Raw genomic sequence first — 20,633 nt, 5'->3', positions numbered from 1 at the left:
AAAAACGGGTAAATGAGATTTCCTCATTTACCCGTTTCCATTCTGTATTAAAAAAAGTCCATTCCCTGTGGCAGGGAAAGCCCTAAATAAAGGACGAATACAAACGCAACGATGAACAATATCCACATGGCACCTGTGCTTTTCCCTTTTTTCGTACGGACCAACACCATTTCCATCGCCGCAATCACGATGATTCCGACAATCATTTTCACTGCGTAAACACTAAAATTCGTGATCAGCATTCCGCCTGTAAGGAAAATCAATAGATAGAATAAACGTGTTATCATATGTAACATTTTTGCTTTCGGATTTCCGCTTTTAAGCATCGAATATGTGACAAAGAAAAGAATGATTCCGATAACCCAAGCTGTAATATGAATATGTGTAGTCATTTTTTTGCCCCCTCGTTCAGTTTCCATTTCATCATATCATAGGCTTTTACAAAAAAACAAAACTAAGATTCAGCTGAATAGGTAAAATCAACAATTTAATGAACATCATTTACATTTCTTCTCATCTAGTCATCATCGACGCATAACCGGTTTTTTACCATATGTAACAATACGCCATAAATATTCAACCGGTCCGTATTTATACAGACTCATCCACAATAAGGAAAGCAGCATTTGCAGGCAAAACAGGGCTAAAAGGAAAACAAATCCAGTCGTATATGAGACTGATCCATATAAACCAAGGCCATATGAATAAAAAATGGCCGTACATACGATCGATTGGAATAAGTAATTACTCATCGACATCCTTCCGATATACGAAAGGGGCCGGAACAGTCGGGAATCTCCTGCCTGTTCCGCCAAAAGCGCGATTGCCGTGATATAAAAAATCGTAAGTAGCGGTCCGCCAAAATAATCCTGAACGAATATCGTACCAAAATGGTATACCGTCACATATGGCAGGATCTTAATCGACAAACCAAGCAGCAAGCTTACGATCAATATCGCTTTCAACTGTCGTTTATATTGATTAATATTTTGGAGAAAGCCTTGCTTTGCAACGCCTGCTCCAATTAAAAAAAACGGAAAAATCGATAAGAAAAGGATAATGGCATTAAAAGGGTTGTTCACCATATACCAATCTAGTGCCCTTTGAGTCATTATTTCCGTAAATGTACCAGATTGATAAACTTCCAAAGACTGTTTCATCATCGCTGAATCAGTCGTCATTTCCATTCCTTCCCTATCAAATATGCCCATTATAAGAAATAGTGAACCCAATATAGCAAAAGGAAGAACATAACAAACCGAGCCTAACAGAATTAAAGTCCTGCCCTTCATCTTATAAAAAAACAAAAATGCAAACCCAAATACAGCATAATTAATAAGGATGTCCCCATGCCAGATGAAGAAGGCATGAATGCACCCAAGTACCAGCAGGAAACCTAGCCTTTTCGTAAATAGTATAGGAAATGAAATGCCCTTTTCTTCACTCCTAATAGCCAGTATGACGGCCCCGAAACCGAACAGAAACGCAAATAAAGGATAAAAGCTGGCTTGTGCGGCTACATCACTGAATCTGTACAAAATCCCGTCCCATCCTTCGGACCATCGTTCAGCACCATCTATGTATAAGAGCGGGGAGTGGAAAGAAGGCATATTCACTAAAAAAATACCTAAAATGGCTAACCCACGTAAAATATCGATGCTTACGATCCGTTTACTTTCCTGTATAGGTACAAACGTGCCCTTCATAGATTCACCTCTCTCATCCATAACAGATTTAACACCACTTCTATAACCTCATTGTTTCATCTTTAACCACTGTTGCCGATTTTTGCTTTTTTATTAGTATGACAAACAAGCTACCCAATAAGCAAAAGATTCCTGCAAGGAAGAATGCCCATGTATAAGAGTTGAATATTTTGAAGAGAAGCCCCCCGCCATATGCCGCCACTGCTGCACCCGCCTGATGCGCCGCGAATATCCAACCGTATACAATCCCGCTTTTCTCCAATCCAAAGACTTGCCTTGAAATGCTTATGGTCGGAGGCACTGTAGCTATCCAATCCAAGCCGTAAAAAACGGAGAAGGTGATCAATAGCGCGATTGAGCCTTCTTTTAGCGCAAAAGGAAGCAAAACGAGGGAAGCACCTCTTAGACCGTAATACCAAAACAACAACCAACGGTTATCAAAACGATCTGATAACCACCCCGATACAGTCGTACCAACCAAATCAAAGATCCCCATGAAAGATAACAGTGACGCTGCCATAACGACCGGTAATCCAAAACTAATGCAGTAAGAAATGAAATGTGTGCCGATCAGCCCGCTCGTTGAAAGTCCACATATAAAAAAACTTCCTGCCAATAACCAGAATTCCTTTACTCTCACTGCTTCAATTAACGACTGAAAAGCCATACCGATGGGGTTCTTCTTTTCGACTGGAACAGCCTCTTGGATTTCCTCCACTAATCCATATGGAAGAATCCCAGCTTCCTTCGGATCGTTTTTCATGAATAAAAGGATGATTACAAGCATGATTAAGCAAAGGACCAAAATTAAACTAATCGCCCATCTAAAAGAGTAATTCTCAATGATAATTGCTAAAACCGGAAGTAAAATGAGCTGACCTGTGGCCGTACTTGCCGTTAGTATCCCGACTGCCAGCCCCCGCCTCCTCTCGAACCAACGATTTGCCACATATGGGCTCAATACCGTTAAAAACACTCCAGACCCCAAGCCAATGATAATCCCCCAAATTAAAATGAGCTGCCACTCAAAATCCATGAAAAAAGTGAGGAAAATCCCTGTCAATAAAGTTGACATGGCCAACACCATCATTTTCTTTAATCCAAGCACTTCAATTAGAGCAGCCATGAATGGACCCGATAAACCATAAAGAAAAAGACTTATAGCAAAGGCTAAAGAAATGACGGACCGGTCCCACCCGAACTCATTTTCAAATGGTACGATGAATACTCCTGATGATGATCTAACGATTCCGGCTACAATAATCGAGAAAAATGTAATGATTAGAATCACCCAGCTATAATGAATACGTTTCAATGTTCTCCCCCACAATCCAAAAAAAAGAAAAATCATAATAATTTGAAATATTTTATAATAGTAACACTTTATCGTTAAACAGGAAGTTTTTTTATCGAAACAAATTCCACTCATCATCTTAAAAAGTCAAAATGAATGATTTGATTATGATGGCCTTTATCAAACAATGGCATGAGTTCCTGTGGCTGTGATTACGAAAGTGGGCATTCATCATGGTCAAAGGGAGCCCCCCACCTTCATTTCCCGTCAGGATCCATATCACACCAGATCAAATGGACAAAAACGCTGATCATTTCTGATCAGCGTTAGCGAGCTCAATTGACGAATCTGCCTGTTTTCCCCTTAGATTCCCAGTAATCGTTACGAAGATGGATTTTTTGGATTTTTCCCGATGCCGTTTTTGGAAGCTCATCGACGAACGACACACTGGTGACTGATTTAAAATGGGCCATTTTTTCTCGTGTGAAGGTCTTTATATCATCCTCTGTTAATTCCACACCCCTTTTTAGCACAATGAAGGCATGCGGCGTCTCTCCCCACTTTTCATGCGGAACGGCAATGACTGCCGCTTCAAGAATGTCCGGATGTTCATAGAGTATTCCTTCCACTTCTATGGAAGAGATATTTTCTCCGCCACTTATGATTATATCCTTTTTGCGGTCAACGATATCAACATTTCCATTTTCATCGATTGTTGCCATATCCCCAGTATGCAGCCATCCATTTCTCAGTGTCTGGTTGGTCGCTTCTTCATTTTTCCAATAACCTAACATCACACCATGACTGCGGACGATGAGCTCCCCGATATCCACGCCATCATGGGCTACTTCCTCACCATTTTCATGTATAACCCTTACCTCACTGCCTATGATGGGATATCCGGCTTTCGCCTTCATTCTATATTTTTCCTTTTCCGAAAGATCATCGAATTCAGAACGAATCAGCGATATCAAAGCTACCGGTGTTGATTCAGTCATTCCATAAATTTGAATGAATTCCCAGCCTAACTCTTTTTCTACCCTTGTAACGAATGCAGGGGGCGGAGCGGAACCCGCAACAACGATTCGGATATCTTGCTCAATCACCGGAACATTCCGTTCATAATATTGAAACAAAGAATTCAGAACCGTTGGTGCCATATGCATAATGGAAACCTTATGCTTTTCAAGTGCATCAAATATTGTTTCGGGTGTGGTTTTCCTCAAACAAATTTGAGTGGCACCATTTGCCGTATAATAAAATGGGGCACCCCAACCATTTACGTGGAACATCGGCAGTACATGCAAATATGTATCGCGGTCATTGACTCTGAAGTGATGCATCGCACCTAGGGCATGCAGGTAATTGTTGCGGTGAGTCAGCATCACCCCTTTGGGATTTCCTGTGGTCCCGCTTGTATAAAGAAGGCTCGAAACATCATTTTCATCCACTGACTCCCGATTAAAACTCCTGTTATCATAACTTTCCAGCCAATAGTTGTAATCGATTTCATTTATCTCTTCACCTTTATAATGTACAATTATGTGTTCCACCGATTCAAGTTCATCCTTGACAGGATAAATTAGTTGATACAATTCCTGATCTACGAAAAGAACCTTGGACTCACTATGGTTCAAAATGAATAAATAATCGGCAGGCTTCAAGCGGATATTCAATGGAACGATTACGGCCCCAAGTTGAAATACTCCATAAAAGCCTTCAAGCATTTCAATTGAGTTAGGTGCCAAATATGCCACCCTATCACCCTTTTTGACTCCAAGATCCCTTAAACCATTTGAAAGCTGGTTTACACGGCCGTTCAACTCTAAGTAGGATAAAACCTTGTCATCTCCAATGATGGCTTTCTTATCGCCATATAGTAAGGCTGCTCGATCTAAGAAATGCGATAATACTAATGGTACGTTCATTTCCTCACCCCTCATTTTATTTAAAAATTCTGAATTAATAAACATTTTACCATATCTGTTGCCATTCATCCAATGACACTCTCACCTGTTATACAACAACAAATTGATAGGCAGATGAATCACATCAATCTTGAGTTGACATACAATACATTGATACTCCCTTCAGTGTAGGCTCATCGCCTTGATTTAAGGGTAAAACCAGAATAAAAAAGGGTGATTTTTCTTGCCGGCCATCGTAGGAATCGTTCAAGTCATCAATGTCAGTAACAGTGGAGTTGTCCATGTTGGTGACGTCTTTAAAATTGGTCCATATTCCACTGCGAAAACTTTTTCGGGTGCTGGCTCATTCAATACAGGTGAATCCATATCACTATATAATGCCTATAGCACCACAAATACAAATGATACAGATGGTATTGATCAGCCACTGGTCTTAAATCTCTAATGTTTTTAAGAAAGGAGTCAGCATGATCTTCAATATTCAACAGACAATACAAATCAATATGATAAAAATTCAAAGCATCGCCAATTCATCCGTTTTTCAAATAGGAAGTGCCGGGGTGATTAAACCATATTCCACATTAGCCAATACCGGTGGATTCACTGAGCCTGCTCCCGGAATTGAAGCTGATGTAACCCCATTAACCAGTTTCGTCCCATTTAATCGTCCTAATTCATAGGCATTCACCCATTTCCATATTTTTCATATACTGTCATAAATGAATTTATCATATTGTGAAGGTGAGGTGTTGAATCGTGAATCAGGATCTATATTCGTACTCCATCCAAATGCAGTGTTATCTTGAAGCCCAGGATAAACGGATCATGAAACTTGAACGCGAACTCAAACGCCTGACAGATGAACTTGCCCAACTGAAAAGCAAACCGCCAATCCATGTAGATAAAATTGAATATAAATTCGATCAATTAAAAGTCGAATCTTTAGATGGAACGTTGAATATCGGCTTAAACCCTAATGATCTAAACAACATTGATGAATTTGCCGTCAACAACCAACCCGTTCCACCTGCACCGAACCTATTTCCAGGCAGAGAAATCGTTGTCCAGGAAATTTTCAACGATATACTTTCAGACTTGGAAAATATGATCCACGATGCGGAAACCCAGTTAAAAGTATCATTGGAACCCTCTTATCATGACTTCATTAAGCAGGACGTCGAACGCCAGCTTCATCAACGAATCAATATGTATTTCGATAATCTTAATTATGCGGAACGTGCACCAGAGCAACGGGATAATATCAAGGAAAAAGTCAGGGAAAAGGTGAAATCCGATATTCAAGCTGCATTATTTCAATTCATTACCCATTCACAAACCGAGACAGGAGGAAATCCAAATGGAGTTTAATGTAATCAATCACCAGCTTTGCGTAGGTGATATCAAAATTATCGGTGTATCAAGCTCTGCTTTATTTCTAATAGGGGATGTGCAAACGGTCCAACTATCTTCCGCATTCGATACACCTCCGGAATCCCTTATCATCGGACCAACCGTCCCATTTGCTCCAAAAGGATAAAAGAGATGTTTTCAAGAACATCAAAAGTAAAGTCTTTATCTGCCAAGACAATCCTTTTTAGCTCCACCATGCAGATTGGAGACTGTTCTTATATTGACGGAAACTCATTTGCCTTGGCACTCCAGAAGAAAAGCGACACTTTCGATTCAGTGGATGTTCATTTCGAAGACTATGACATTTTTAAGAAACCATTTTATATCCCTAGATTGAATGAACCCGTCATATCAAGATTTTCAAATCCGAATCCTTTTATTCATGTTGGCAACATCGACGTAATCGGGGTATCATCTTCAGCTGTTGTCGGTGTGGGGAATGTCGGTCATATACGTATGGAATCCAGAGTGAAACACATTCGGGAGATTCCTAAAAAAACCGAAAAGACACCAATTGAGGATTCAACCCACACCCCTTAAATGTTAAAAGGAGGAATTTATATGCCAGCTATTGTCGGTCCAGTCCAAATATTCAATGTCGCGGATGGAAACCTGTTATTCGGGGATGCAGCCGTCATTTCGCCGAAGTCTTCCAACAAAACTGTCACCGGATCCGGTTCATCTAACACTGGTGCGATCGTCTTTACGGCCAATGGGCTGAATGGAAGCAATGTCCTTGATGTCAATGGGGTCGACCAACCCATTGCAGGGAATAATTAGTCAAAGAAAAAGTCTCCCATATCCGGGAGGCTTTTAAATTTGGCCTATTTTTCTAACATGTTAAATACTTGCTCCACATCTTTATCACCCCGTCCTGATAAATTAACGATCAGGATATCATCTCTTGTTAACTCTTTTGCTAACTTCATGGCGTAAGCTAGAGCATGCGAGCTTTCGAGAGCTGGGATGATCCCCTCTGTTTTGGATAACACCTGAAAAGCCTCAAGAGCTTCTTCCCCTTTTACCGTCACATACTCCGCTCGTCCGCTATCTTTCAAAAAACTATGCTCGGGTCCAACACTTGGGTAATCCAAGCCGGCCGCTATGGAAAATGTCGGTTTTGGCTGCCCATGCTCATCCACTAACGTCAAACTTTTGAATCCGTGCAATACTGCCGGGACACCTTGCGAAATACTAGGGGCTTCAATTGGTTCTACACCAATTAAACGGACATTTTCTTCTTTGATATAATGTGCAAAAGCACCAATCGCATTGCTTCCCCCTCCTGCGCAAGCAATGATGGCAGTTGGGAGCTTTCCTTCCTTTTTAACGATCTGGCGTTTTGATTCTTCACTTATGATTGCTTGAAAATGCTTAACGATCGTTGGATAGGGATGCGGGCCCACTGCTGAACCAAGCAAGTAAAAAGTATTTTCATAGTTTTGCACCAAATCATTTAATGCCTCATCAACGGCATCCTTTAATCGCCCCTGTCCCTTTTCGACCGCTACAACTTTTGCACCCAACAATTCCATCCGAAAGACATTCAATGCCTGCCTCTCCGTATCCAGCTTACCCATATAGATTACACACTCTAAGCCGAACATCGCACATGCTGTTGCAGTCGCTACACCATGCTGTCCAGCGCCAGTTTCTGCGATGATGCGATTAGCACCCATCCGTTTAGCGAGCAGGATCTGTCCAATCGCATTATTAATTTTGTGAGCACCTGTATGATTCAAATCTTCACGCTTCAAATATATTTTTGCCCCGCCAATCTTTTTCGTTAAAGTCTGTGCAAGGGTCAACGGGTTTTCGCGTCCGACATATTCTTTCAGATAATATTGAAACTCCTCAATGAATTCCGGGTCATCCTTATATTTCAGGAACTCCGTTTCTAAAATATCCATAACTTCCTGTAGTTCACCCGGTACAAAGCTCCCACCGAACTCACCAAAGTATCCCCTGCTCTTGATCTCACTCGTCATACTCTTCTCTACTCCTTTAAAAGGTATTTTTCTCCTCTAGTATATAGTAATTTTTTATATTTTTTCAAACTATTCTGTTTATTTGGTGAAAATCGAGTTTGTCTACAGTTTTTTTTGCTTGTACAATTTGAACGTTGATTTCCAATCCAGGCACTCGCTTTCCGCGGGCGGTCAGTGAGCCTCCTCGGCTTGCGCCTGTGTGGGTCTCCCCTAGACGCGCTTTTCCCGCAGGAGTCTCGTACCTTCCGCTCCAATCAACTTTGAGTATTAAAACTTAAGGTGATGAGGATGCTTTCTAAACATGATTTTATTCAGCGAGATCGATTTGAAATGCGCAAGTGCGAATAAGCGGAAATTTGAAAAAAAAATCGTTCGCAAGGAAACACGTGCGTATCAAGGACGACTTCAAGAAGAAATATATCAAACCGTGAAAACCATAATAAAAACCTTTTCCACCGGATAAACTTAATAAGGAAGAAACCAAAGAAATTAAACAAAGTACAACTGACCGTGAGAGTGGTTACTATGTCAAAGATGAACGAACAAAACAGTTTGCCTATTCATTTGTGGCTACCGACCGCAACGGTTTTGTACTGGGGACAATTGTAACACCTGGACATGATAGTCACATCTTAGAGCCACTTGTTGGACAAGTAATTGAAAAAGCTGGAAAACCAAAAGCTTTTGCCGCAGATGCAGCTTATAAAACACCGGCGATTACAAGCTATCTATTTGGTAATAAAATAACACCGGCTTTACCGTATACACGTCCTCGAACAAAAGAAGGATTCTTCTGCAAATATAACTATGTTTACGATGAACATTTTGATTGTTACCTTTGCCCTTCGGGAGAGCTATTAAAGTACTCAACAACGAATAAAGAGGGCTATCGTGAGTACAAATCACCAAAACCCATTTTTATCAAAGTGTACCCAAAGTAAAGACCATCAAAAAGTAGTGACACGTCATATTTGGCAAGATTATATGGAAGAAGCAGATCATCTGCGTCATCATCAAGATGTAAAACCTATCTATGCGAAACGTAATGAAACGATTGAGCGTGTTTTCGCAGATGCAAAAGAAAACCATGGCATGCGTTGGACTACTTTAAGGGGACTTAAAAAATTGTCGATGCAGGCGATGCTCACTTTCGCTGCCATGAATAAAAAGAAGATGGCCAATTGGACATGGCTATGTCCAAAAATCGCCTAACATAGTAGGCTCGTAGAGATCCAATTCCTTAATATTGAGCAAAATTCAAAGGGAATTTCAAAAGGGGGTTCGGAATGTTTTAATTCCGAACCCCTTTTGTCTACAGACAGAGTGTCCCACATAAATGGGACACTCTGTCTCTCTTATAATTCCAATAAATGCGATCCGTCAAAGAAAAACAAGTAACGGCTGGTTACTTTCTTATTCAATATCCCTTCAACAGCCCTCGTATATAGCTGAAGCTGCATCCGGTATCGATCGGCAAGGATTTCTTTAGCCCCTTCATACCCGCTAGCAAAACGGCCAGTGATTGTATCCGTTTTATAATCGAGTAGCACAAGACCTTGTTCATCCTCAAAGATACAATCAATCACACCTTGGATAAGGATCTCCTCTTCGCCAGTTGCCCAATCGCTGTAAGCCTCTTTTGCAGGCACCGACATCGTAAATGGCACTTCACGGCGAATGCTCCCGGCCCTCTGCATTCTTTGGCCGATTTCACTGTCAAAGAAATCGACAATCGTTTCCGGATCCACAGCTTCTTTCTGTTCCTCCGTCAACAACTCTCGTTGAATCAAGTCTACCATCAGTTCCAGAATCGATTGAATGGTAATCTCTTTAGATAGATCAATATGCTGCATGACTAAATGTGTAATCGTACCCCTTTCAGCAGGTGTCAGTGACTTTTCTTGCATGAAAGTCGGACGCTTCGTGATGGGACGTTTAAATTTACGTAACAACTCCGTGGAGCTTTGCTCGTCCTTCAATTCATATTGACGTTTTAGTTCAGAAACGGATTGTTTGGAACGATACACCGTCGCCTCATGCTCGGGGTACTCCCATTCGAGCTGTTTTTTGATATCATCATAAAATTCGGAAACCATCGCGACCTTCTCTGATTTTTGGACATGATCGAGTATTTGCTCCTGTACCAGCGCCTCTTCCTCATCCAGGACAGCAAGTTCTTCACTCGGAATGACGGAAATGGACCAATTCGATGGATGCGACTCCATTTCCAAGCCAAGGCCTGCAGCACCAAGGGAATCCCGATGCCGGACAAGGGATGGACCAATCCAATCAAGATAGCTTTTTGCACCTGCCCGTACATAGTCCTTTAAAAGCCAATCTCCATGTGCCGCATTACTTTCCCAGTTCTGCTGCGTTTTTTCTGCATCATTGATGCTGGCAATTAAATAAAGCTTTTCTTTAGCTCTAGTAAGTGCCACGTAGAGGACACGCATCTCCTCGGCAATTAATTCAAGCTGCTTTTTTTTCTTAAAAGCCAATTGAGGGAGGGATGGATAAGTTATCCGTAATTCGGAATTCACATACTTAGCCGCAAAGCCATAATCCTTATCCAGTAAATACGGCTTGCGTATATCCATCATATTGAATTGCTTGGAAAGACCGGCAAGAAACACGATAGGGAACTCAAGACCCTTTGACGAGTGAATCGTCATCAGGCGGACTACATCTTCCTGTTCCCCTAAAGCCCGGGCTGCCCCTAGATCATTTCCACGTTCTTGCATCCTTTCTATGAAACGCAAGAAACGGAACAGACCGCGGAATGAACTTTCTTCATATTGCCTTGCCCTGTCATACAAAGCTCTTAAATTGGCCTGGCGCTGTTTACCACCTGGCATCCCTCCTGCAAAATCATAAAACTGCGTTTCGCGATATAGAAGCCAGATCAAATCTGATAATGCTTCCTGCCTGGCAAGCTTCCTCCACTTTACTAGCTTTTTATAAAAAGTTGAGGCTTTTTCATATAGCCCGGGATGTTCTTCCGGGTCACTCTTTCTGTAAAAATCAGCTAATGCTTCGTAATAGCTCCCTGTATGGAATAAACGCACCTGTGACATTTCTTCTTCATCCAGCCCGACTATAGGTGAACGGAGAACGGAAGCCAATGGGATATCCTGCTGCGGATTATCAATCACCTTCAATAAGGAAATCATGATGGCCACTTCGGTCGCTTCAAAATACCCTGTCGACAAATTGGCATAGACTGGAATCCCCTGCTTTTTAAATTCCTCCATGATTTGCGGTGCCCACGGCATCGAGCGAAGAAGAATGACCATGTCACGATATGTGGCAGATCTGTACTTTTTGGTTTTCGTATCATATATCCGATGCTTTTCGCCTATAGCCTTTTTAATGAGCTTAGCCATTTGCCTTGCTTCAAGCTGCGCTTTTTCAAGTTCCTCAGCCTCAAACCCGCCATCCGATCCTTCCATGTCCGAAAGGGCTCCCGAATCGGCTGTTCCATCAATTAAATGGAGTTCAATTGGGTTTGGATCGTCTTCGGGATATGGGGCACCTTTCTTCAATTGGGCATCTTCATCATAATCAATCTCACCGACTGTAATGCCCATCAACTGTTGAAACAAGAAGTTCGTCCCATCGAGAACTTCCTTTCGGCTCCTGAAATTGCGGTTTAAATCTATTTTAAGTCCGGACTCAACACCATCATGGGTAAAACGTGTGTATTTTCCAAGGAAGAGATTCGGTTCCGCAAGCCTAAAGCGGTAAATGGACTGCTTGACATCGCCTACCATAAACAGATTCCCATTATATTCGCCGTCAGCCGTCACCAGTTTTAAAATGGATTCCTGAACAAGGTTCGTATCCTGATACTCATCTACGAGAACCTCCTTGAACTGATTCCTGTATTCGATAGCTGCCGCTGAAGGTTTTCGTTCGCCATCCACAATCTCCCCTGTCAAAATCCGAAGACAATAATGTTCCAAATCAGCAAAGTCCACTAAGTTCTTTTCTGCTTTTGCAGCAAAGAATCGATCGTCAAACTGTTTAACAAGCATTACAAGTGTATCGACATAACCCTTGAGCTCCCTTATATCGCGCAGATAGCTTTCCGGTTTTCGGGAAAATAACTCTTCCTGTAACGATTTGATGATCTTCTTCGCCTTATCGCGATACTTGGTAGCCTCATCCGATACTTCCTTGATAAAATCTTCACCAGTAAGCCGTTTTGCCGTTCCAAATTTCACGTTTTGGATTTCTTCATAAAGAGAATTCCAGGATTGGTCTTTCACTTCCGAAAGTTTAGCAACCAGGGTCAAATCGGCTAAATAGTTCTCAGCCCTTGGTGCCGGCCCCCCAGGGACTTTTGTCAACGCAAGCGACCGTTCCAATAAATCCCTGGCAGTGTCCAGTTGTAAACCAATATCGAATTTCAATGAATCGATAAACGAAAGGTCATCAATCCCATCATCATCAGCCAACTCATACATGCTTGCTGCACCATTGAGCCATCTGTCCGGATCAGGATTTGATTGCGAAAAATCATACAGCGATCGAACTATATTCTGAAGTGCATCATCATTTCGATCGCTCGTAAAAGCATCAACCAAATTAAAGAACTCATCATTATCATTTTGGCCATACTGTTCCTCGAAAAGTTCTTCCATCACTTCATCACGGAGTAGCTGGATCTCTGTAGAGTCTGCAATCCGGAAGCCTGGGTCGATTTCCGTCAGGTAATAATACTTCCGGATCACCTCTAAACAAAAGGAATGAAGTGTGGAAATTGAAGCGCGATTAATCAAGCTCAACTGCTTCCGCAAATGCTGTGAATGCGGATTTTCATTGATCGCTTTTTCTAATGCCTCGCTTACCCTATGGCGCATCTCGGCAGCCGAAGCATTGGTGAATGTAACGACGAGCAGTTCATCAACATCGATTGGATCTTCTTCTGAAATGACTTTTTGGATGATCCGATTGACCAGGACCGCAGTTTTCCCTGAACCTGCAGCCGCCGCAACCAGTATGTCCTGATCTTTAGCCCATATCGCCTTCCACTGATCTTCCGTCCAGGTCACGTCTCCTGGCAGAGCAGGGATTTTCGTTTTACTCATCGCTCTCCCCCTCCCCTCTTAATAGCTCAAGAACATCATTTTGTTTCTTCTGTGCTAAATTCCTAAATTGATTCTCCTCGAGTGACTGGTCGAATTGGCATACCGATTTAAAGGAACAGAAGGTGCACGGCGTTTTTTCCTTTAATTTATATGGCGTTATATCCACATCACCATCGACCATTCGATCACCAGCCTCCTGATAAACGCGGCGCACATGATGATTCAGAAGCGAAAACTCTTCCCTGCTGGCTACTTTGGAAGCCGCCAGGAGCGAACCATCCTTTTTAAATCCAGCTGGAATAATATCCGACTTACCTGAATTTTCAATATCAAGCGAAGTATCCATCATCTGAATGACATTTGAATGATCCAGTACAAGTCCATTCATTTTAAAACTTTTATAAATTTCTTCTTCAATTTTATCCAAACTGAGCATTCCCTTTGATTTGACAACAGGATTATGCACATGAAAATACAAAACGCCGGCTGGAATAGCTTCCTTTCCAATTAGCGACTTCGAATGGGTGACGACGATATCAAGGTATGTCAACATTTGCAGCGCAAGTCCATAATATACTTCACTCATGTTCAGTTCCTTTTCACTCGACTTATAATCGAGCACACGCAAATAGACACCCTCACCTTCTTCCGCTTTATCCACACGGTCAATCCGCCCGATCAATTCCATCTTCGTACCGTTTTTCAATGTGAAAGAAAGTGGCGGCAGCTCTCCATTTTTTCCGAATCCGAGTTCTAATCCAATTGGAGCAAAACCGCTCATCTTTGCATGTTCACTTAATACGATTGAGGCTCGTCCAATCACGTGTTCCAGTTTCCTGCGTAAATAGTGATGGCGGTTCGTACTTAACAAAATCTGATTTTGAAGTTTAGGAGCAAGTTTCTCCACAGCAATTCTAGCCAACTCCAAACATTGTTCCTTCGTCAAAGCAGACCAAGGAATATCATGTTCCTTTAAGTAATCCGAAATCATTTTCAACGCTCCGTGGAACATCTCACCAATATCCGGTGCATCCAAACGGAAAATTTGCCTTTCCCTCAATTTCAAGCCATGAGCGGCATAATGGGAAAACGGGCAGCTATTGAACATTTCCATCCGGGATACACTCGTAAGAATGCTCTCACCATATAATTGCTTGCTTGTTTCCTCTGATAATTTCTTTGTTCCATTTTGATAAAAAAGGCTCGATAAAACCTTGGTTGCTGAAGGACCGGCCTTTTCATCCTCCAAAATGGAATTATATACATCCCACCAAAGTGAATGGATTGGATAGTTCCTTTTTTTCAGCTGCAATTGGGCAGCAAGGTACGATAGTGCCACATCATAATTCGCCGCATATTTCACCTGTTCCTCAGCAGTCAGATCGGATGGATCGTTCATATAATACACATCGGAAACGTTAAGCAATACGTCCCTTACCCTTTTCAAATAGGATGAGGGTAAAAGTGCCTTTCCTTCCTCATCGGCAAGCGGATATGATAAATAAAGGGCCTCAGCAGGTGTAGTAAAAGCTTTATACGCAGTAAACTCCTCATCAAGGAGGCGCACCTTTGAATTTGGAGCAACATCAAGTCCACCAGCCAGCAGCACCTCACGATCACTATCTGAAAATATTCCGTCAGATAAAGCCTTTCCTGGCAAAACCCCTTCATTCAAGCCGATGACAAAAGCTGCCCTCACATCATCCAGGCGGGATAAATCGAGATTAGCTACTAGGACTTGGTCAATTGCCGGCGGTACCAAAGAATATTCAAGTGACTCCAGACCAGCTTCAATGACTACCGCAAACTGTTTCATGGAAAGCTCTTCCCCGCTCAGCAGTTCAACGAATTGGTCTAGTAAGTCGACAACCGCATTCCACGTTTGCTCATGCTCTCTAGCCGATACCAAATCACCCGCTTCTTCTGCCTCCTGTTTCAGTTTTTCCAATTTTTCCGGTACATGCAATTCCTCAAGATATAGATAAAGGGCCTCACACAATTCCCTGCCATTAACTGCCTTTTTAACACGTTTTGATAGCTTCAAGATGGGCTCGGTAAATAATTGCTTCATCTCATTCAGCTCTTGCTCAAGCTTCATTTCTTTATCCGTCTGGTTTCGGTCCTCTAGTTCCAGTCCGCGGAAACGCCGGTAGGTCCAACGCTCTTTGGACGTCCACCTGCTTCCTTTAATTCCACGGGCCAGCACATAGTTTTCCAGCTTATCAACCTGTTCGCGCATCCTATCGTGATTTTTTTGCAGCGGAAATAGAAGCTCCGTCTTGATTGCACGAAATACCGGCTCATAACGCCAGTATCCATTGATGATCTCCAAAGTCGAACGAATCAGTTCAATCAGAGGATGATTCAGCATGGTCCGTTTGGAATCGACGAACAAGGGGATTTGATAATCCCGAAAAACGGTTTGTAAAATATCTGCGTATGCCTCTCCATTTCGGACTAAAATCGCAATATCACGGAAACGGTGCTGTTTCTGTCTGACAAGCGTCAAGATGTCCCGGGCAACTCCTTCAATCTCAGCTCTGCGGTTAACTGCCTGGGCAATCGTTACATCAGGTGACTGCCCAAACGTCCGTGCAGGACGAATGGCAAAGTAAGTTTCCAGATGATTCAGGCCGGGACTCTTTCCAAACCTTTCCGACCCTTTTAAGATTCGATCTTCTGAAATGGGTATACCGTTCCTCAATCCAGCCTGATAAAGGTTATGATAAAGATTTCCCGTTTGCCTGAACAATTGCAAATCATCCGGAGCATATTGTCTGTAGGGCTGATCTAACGTCAGCGAGACCGTTACACTCCTGCACAGCTTCATCATTTCTTCCACAATCAACAATTCCTGTGGCGTCAAGCTATAAAAACCATCGATATAGATATCCGCATTCCTTATATATGAAGACTCAGACATTTTCTCGATAAGCAAAGTGAAATAGTCTTCGGAATCTAAATATTTGCCAACCATTTCATCCTCAAACGCCTGATAGACCAATTCAAGGTCATGAAGTTTATCCTGTATGCCGCTGCCGGAGGGTGATGTTTCGGTCAAATAGTTTTGAATGTCATCCGGTTTGATGCAATACTGCTTGAACTCAGCCAGCATAAGCTCCATCTGTGCAATGAACCCCTGCTTATCAGCAGATCGACGAAACATCTTTAACTCTTCTTTTTTATCCTCCATGATTTTCCTTATCAACATATTAACGCCAACGCTGTCCAAATGGAGCCGGCTCATTCCCCCAGTTTCCTGAAGAACGCGCCAAGCAAGCCTGCTAAAACTGAAAACCTGTGTACGGATCATTCCGGCAAGGCCTGGTGTTTTAATTAATTTATATTCAGATAGAAACGTCATCTGATCAGGAACGAGGTAGATAATTGGATTGCCTTCGGGATTTTCTGCCAATTTGGTGCGAATTTCGCCCAATATATTCGAAGTTTTCCCTGCACCCGATCTTCCCAGTAAAAAACGGAGTGACATCTCTTTTCCCCCTTATACAACATAATATCTAGATCCATCATACCAGAAATACTTTCGTCTTTTTGACTAGGTTTCTGTTTCCAATTAGATTTACATTCTATTATTTTACCGTTTCCCTTTAAAAAACACCAACCGTACGTTCGCGTTTCCTCCAAAAGAAAAAGCCCTGATAATTTTCGGGCTTCCTCAATCATTCACCTGTAAATTTATAATTGAACTCTTTGATCGGCCAATATCGAACATCGACTTTACCGACAACATTTTCAACTGGTATGTAACCAAAGTGACGGCTGTCCGCACTTTCAAGGCGATTGTCACCCATGACAAAAAGCTTGCCCTCCGGGACTGTTGTCATGCCCGTCAATTCCTTTAATGTAAAATCGCCCGTAAAATCCTGTCCCGGGAAACCTTCCTTGTATTTCTCAAGATAAGGCTCATCCACTTTCTCACCATTTACGTAAAGCCAATCATCTTTATAACGAATGCGGTCACCTGCAATCCCTATAACTCGCTTAACATAATCTTCCTGTGCATTCGCATGAAAAACTATAATGTCAAAACGGTTGATATCTTGAATCTGATAATGGATTTTATTCACGACAAGTTTATTACCGTCTTCAAGAGTCGGCTGCATCGAATCCCCTTCAACATCATAGCTTGAAAAGAAAAATGTACGGATTAAGATGTAAATAACAAAAGCTATCATGGCTGCTTTTATCCAATCGGACAAAGAATTCTTGTTTGTTTTTTCCATCTGGTTCAACCCCTACTACATTTATATACTAATTTATTGTCCTTCTTCTCTCTTCATGCTTTTATTTAATCGGACTTCCAGTCTTTTTCCCACATACCATAGGATAAAGATGACAATCCCAATAATGATCGTACGTACAGGCTTATGTATTAAGGATACCAAATCGTAACCTACGAAGCTGATCGTAAAAATCATCACCGCTTTCCCTCCAACGACTGCAAGTCCATATTGCAAGGGACTTACCTTTGAAAGTCCTGCCACGATATTCACGATGGCCGACGGTGTAAAAGGGAAGCAGAGCAGTATGAACAAAGGACCGAATCCATGGCTTTCCACCCAAACCATCAACCTCTGCACCTGCTTATGTTTTTGCAAAAATCGAAAAAACCTCATTTGACCATATCTTCTAATAACTAAAAAGATCAAAAAAGACCCCGCTACTGCACCAATCCAAGAAAATAAAAATCCCCACCAGAGACCAAAAGCCGTTGCATTTGCAAGCACGAACACCACTAAGGGTAAAAAGGGCAAAAAAGCTTCCAACATCGGCAGTAAGATTCCGGGAATTGGACCGAATGAGCGATATTGCTGAATGAGCGCCGATATATTATCAAGTGTAAACCACTCACGTATAGTATCCAAATCCATAATTATCTCCCTCGACATGCTACTATCAAAGCAGCATAAACTTATTAAAAACCGTTTACTTTAGATATATCACTTTCCCCTGAAATTGCAAGAATTATTATCCATATATCTTCATACTTTCCCTATCTCAGGAAAACATAATCTTGTTAACAAAAATTTCATCATTTCTCAAAACTTCTTGCATATAAACTGAAAATACATTAGGATAAACAAACGGGAACAAACGTTCTATTTTTCACAAGATATACATATTAATATTAAAAACGTGCTTTTTTAGAAAGGAGCGGTCATGATGACCCGCATTCCAGAAGATGACCGAAATATGATTGAAAAAGCCATCTACCTCCCTATGGTTATTACAGTCTTAAACCGGGATCTCAAGGTCATCGAAATTAGTCCGTTTAAATTAAAAAGGCCCTATTCGGAACTAGTCGAGCATATATTAAAAGTCGTTCAGGACGATCTTGCCGAGGTACGGCGCTATTTGCGCAAGGAGAATATTAAAGTAAGTGAAATCAAACGTGATGAATCCTTCACGATGTATTGTTTTTTATATAAAGGATATGAAGAACATCATAATTATTTCAATCCCCGCCTTCGGAATAAAACGGAAGACTTGTTATGTTATTACTTTTTCGAAAAAAGTCACCATGCTAGGGATATTTAGCGGCTTATCCCTATGCTGCCATCCTCCATGTATGATTATCTGTTAATGATATAGATGCATTGGGGTGTAGGGAAAGTATGACCATTAAAAAACGCATCTCTTCTTTCCTGCTTCTTATAGATGAGTGAGTCAATTTATCATGACCAAGATCGATAAGGCTCACTACCCTCAACTATTGTCATAAACCGTTTGCACATTTAGCTGCTTACTGATTATGACAAACATTTTCGAGGACACAGTCTTAACGAATAATAGGCCGGGCTCGTATGCTCATATTTAATCGGTATTTTACTCACATCTTATTCTGTACATTTAATAAAACTATTCCCCAACACTATCATTTTAGAGTCAGCAAAACGTTTTTGCAAAAGATTGTTATAAGTCTATATTAGAGACAAATGAAAACGTTATCCTTTACCTTACTTTGGTCACGGCAGATGAATAAAACGGCAAATCAATATAATCTCTATCATTATGTATAAAAAGACCTTTGTGAAACATAGAGGTTATCTATTATATTGTGAAGTGAATAACTCACAAACTTATACTCCTTTGTTTAATCGTAAAATCATTTGATGTTAAAATAACCCTCCCTCAATTTAGAAAACTTAGGAGTAATCTATATTGTGGGCTGGAATTAATTATTTTTATAAAAGTACTAACGGTAATAATATTATTTGAAGAGGGAACATGGTAGGAGGGAAACATCACATTTACTAAAGAAAGGACTGAAAAAATTTAAAAAGAAATCGACGATTTATGGAAGTGTTATTTGAAGATTAATAATAGAGCCCTTCTCTTATGAGAAGGGCTTGCTTTAATTTTGACTAAATGCCGTTTGCATCCTTTACATTCCAGTCAGCACTGTTACGATTTTCACAGCCTGGATCCGCCTTCCTTCAATTGCTTGGTATATACTTTGACATTACCTCTGAAGCCTTGACTCCATTTGCCTCGGAGAACAGATAGAACGATTTCCTCTTTGTTTCCTCAATCCTCTGGATCAGTTTCGTTTTTAAAAAAGATGTCCGGTGCAGCTGGTTTTCAAAAGAACTGCATGATACTTCTATATCGATGGTTTGTCTATTCCTGAATGTGATGGTTGTATGTTTGGAATCCAGGCGATCATAGGATACCACATGCTCATGTGATAACCAGATGCATTGAGGACGCAACGGAGATGTAGTTGGAAAGAAGAAGATCGAACTGGTCGGATCAATTGCAATCGGTGCTTTATGTGTGATGTTTATGAGCTGTTTCGTGCCTTGTTTGCGTCCTTCATAACTTGATCCGAAAAACTCACAGCTTTTCTTTACTATTTCCAAAGGTTTAAACGGGGAGATGAACTCGTCCTCCATTTCAACGATACGGGCATATATTTTACTTCCATAATTAATTGGTGAAACCATTAGTGTATAGGGCGTGATTTCATATTCCTCGATGATTCCCTGACTGTTTTCCTTCATTTTCAATCCACCTCTTCCTCATTGCATTAAAAAGTAAAACTATAAACACCATTTACTTTACCAAACCTTATACTCTTAATCGCTTGTACCCTTCCATTCCCCATTGTACAAAAAGGTGAAGGGAGATAGTAAATATATGCTAAATTCCTCACTATAATAGCACAACCTGTAAAGATAAAAAGCAAGTTCACA

Annotated in this window: 17 protein-coding genes and 1 pseudogene; 8 read left to right on the top strand and 10 right to left on the bottom strand. The window is 41.3% G+C overall.

What is annotated here, in order from left to right:
- Nucleotides 1–47 precede the first annotated feature (47 nt).
- From ACFX4L_RS04100 to ACFX4L_RS04085, 4 genes are all read right to left on the bottom strand, one after another.
- A complete protein-coding gene (locus ACFX4L_RS04100; protein ID WP_377383442.1) occupies nt 48–392 on the bottom strand; it encodes a YisL family protein in 345 nt (114 codons plus the stop codon).
- 132 nt (nt 393–524) lie between these two features.
- Nucleotides 525–1,706, bottom strand: a complete 1,182-nt coding sequence (locus ACFX4L_RS04095) for a DUF418 domain-containing protein (protein WP_377383440.1) — start codon at nt 1,704–1,706, stop codon at nt 525–527.
- Between the two features lie 40 nt (nt 1,707–1,746).
- On the bottom strand, nt 1,747–3,021 hold the full coding sequence (locus tag ACFX4L_RS04090) for an MFS transporter (RefSeq protein WP_377403982.1): 1,275 nt from the start codon (nt 3,019–3,021) through the stop codon (nt 1,747–1,749).
- A 314-nt stretch (nt 3,022–3,335) separates the two neighbouring features.
- Nucleotides 3,336–4,928, bottom strand: coding sequence for a long-chain-fatty-acid--CoA ligase (locus ACFX4L_RS04085; RefSeq protein ID WP_284471483.1), 1,593 nt, complete (start codon nt 4,926–4,928; stop codon nt 3,336–3,338).
- A gap of 223 nt (nt 4,929–5,151) precedes the next feature.
- On the opposite strand from ACFX4L_RS04085, the gene ACFX4L_RS04080 reads away from it, so the two are divergent.
- The 6 genes from ACFX4L_RS04080 to ACFX4L_RS04055 all read left to right on the top strand — a co-directional run bounded on the left by ACFX4L_RS04080 (nt 5,152) and on the right by ACFX4L_RS04055 (nt 7,118).
- On the top strand, nt 5,152–5,373 hold the full coding sequence (locus ACFX4L_RS04080; RefSeq protein ID WP_377383435.1) for a spore germination protein: 222 nt from the start codon (nt 5,152–5,154) through the stop codon (nt 5,371–5,373).
- A 22-nt stretch (nt 5,374–5,395) separates the two neighbouring features.
- Nucleotides 5,396–5,608, top strand: coding sequence for a spore germination protein GerPB (locus ACFX4L_RS04075; RefSeq protein WP_377383433.1), 213 nt, complete (start codon nt 5,396–5,398; stop codon nt 5,606–5,608).
- A 76-nt stretch (nt 5,609–5,684) separates the two neighbouring features.
- Entirely contained in the window at nt 5,685–6,296 is a 612-nt protein-coding gene (gene gerPC / locus ACFX4L_RS04070; RefSeq protein ID WP_377403979.1) for a spore germination protein GerPC, read from the top strand.
- Complete coding sequence (locus ACFX4L_RS04065; RefSeq protein ID WP_061462052.1) at nt 6,286–6,465, top strand: hypothetical protein; 180 nt, start codon at nt 6,286–6,288, stop codon at nt 6,463–6,465. The genes gerPC and ACFX4L_RS04065 overlap by 11 nt, the downstream gene beginning before the upstream one ends.
- Nucleotides 6,466–6,470: 5 nt before the next feature.
- Nucleotides 6,471–6,878, top strand: a complete 408-nt coding sequence (locus tag ACFX4L_RS04060) for a spore germination protein GerPE (RefSeq protein WP_377383429.1) — start codon at nt 6,471–6,473, stop codon at nt 6,876–6,878.
- Nucleotides 6,879–6,899: 21 nt separating this feature from the next.
- A complete protein-coding gene (locus ACFX4L_RS04055; RefSeq protein WP_061462050.1) occupies nt 6,900–7,118 on the top strand; it encodes a spore germination protein in 219 nt (72 codons plus the stop codon).
- A 44-nt stretch (nt 7,119–7,162) separates the two neighbouring features.
- Here ACFX4L_RS04055 and trpB read toward each other — a convergent pair whose 3' ends face one another.
- Nucleotides 7,163–8,326, bottom strand: a complete 1,164-nt coding sequence (gene trpB / locus ACFX4L_RS04050) for a tryptophan synthase subunit beta (protein ID WP_377403976.1) — start codon at nt 8,324–8,326, stop codon at nt 7,163–7,165.
- A 334-nt stretch (nt 8,327–8,660) separates the two neighbouring features.
- Between trpB and ACFX4L_RS04045 the strand changes: the two are divergent.
- Nucleotides 8,661–9,538 (top strand): annotated as a pseudogene (locus ACFX4L_RS04045) (transposase); the annotation flags it as partial.
- A gap of 143 nt (nt 9,539–9,681) precedes the next feature.
- Here the strand turns inward: ACFX4L_RS04045 and addA are convergent.
- The 4 genes from addA to ACFX4L_RS04025 form a co-directional block, all read right to left on the bottom strand.
- Nucleotides 9,682–13,416: a helicase-exonuclease AddAB subunit AddA gene (addA, locus tag ACFX4L_RS04040; RefSeq protein ID WP_377403973.1), complete on the bottom strand. Its 3,735-nt coding sequence runs from the start codon at nt 13,414–13,416 to the stop codon at nt 9,682–9,684.
- Nucleotides 13,409–16,906 carry a helicase-exonuclease AddAB subunit AddB gene (addB, locus tag ACFX4L_RS04035; protein WP_377403970.1) on the bottom strand — a complete coding sequence of 1,166 codons (3,498 nt, stop codon included), beginning with the start codon at nt 16,904–16,906 and terminating at the stop codon, nt 13,409–13,411. Before addB ends, addA begins: the two co-directional genes overlap by 8 nt.
- Before the next feature lie 190 nt (nt 16,907–17,096).
- Nucleotides 17,097–17,660 (bottom strand): signal peptidase I, encoded by a 564-nt coding sequence (lepB, locus tag ACFX4L_RS04030; RefSeq protein ID WP_284471490.1) that lies wholly within the window; start codon nt 17,658–17,660, stop codon nt 17,097–17,099.
- A 33-nt stretch (nt 17,661–17,693) separates the two neighbouring features.
- The gene (locus ACFX4L_RS04025) at nt 17,694–18,308 is read right to left on the bottom strand and encodes a TVP38/TMEM64 family protein (protein WP_289320835.1); all 615 of its coding nucleotides are present in this window, start codon (nt 18,306–18,308) and stop codon (nt 17,694–17,696) included.
- Nucleotides 18,309–18,600: 292 nt separating this feature from the next.
- On the opposite strand from ACFX4L_RS04025, the gene ACFX4L_RS04020 reads away from it, so the two are divergent.
- Nucleotides 18,601–18,975, top strand: a complete 375-nt coding sequence (locus ACFX4L_RS04020) for a YhjD family protein (RefSeq protein ID WP_061462043.1) — start codon at nt 18,601–18,603, stop codon at nt 18,973–18,975.
- A gap of 899 nt (nt 18,976–19,874) precedes the next feature.
- Here ACFX4L_RS04020 and ACFX4L_RS04015 read toward each other — a convergent pair.
- Nucleotides 19,875–20,441: a competence protein ComK gene (locus ACFX4L_RS04015; RefSeq protein ID WP_061462042.1), complete on the bottom strand. Its 567-nt coding sequence runs from the start codon at nt 20,439–20,441 to the stop codon at nt 19,875–19,877.
- Nucleotides 20,442–20,633: the final 192 nt, after the last annotated feature.

The sequence above is a fragment of the Peribacillus sp. YIM B13482 genome (genome assembly GCF_042787975.1).
GTDB lineage: Bacteria > Bacillota > Bacilli > Bacillales > DSM-1321 > Peribacillus > Peribacillus simplex_A.
The sequence above is the reverse complement of the archived record's forward strand: the minus strand, read 5'-3'. Positions and strand labels throughout refer to the sequence as shown.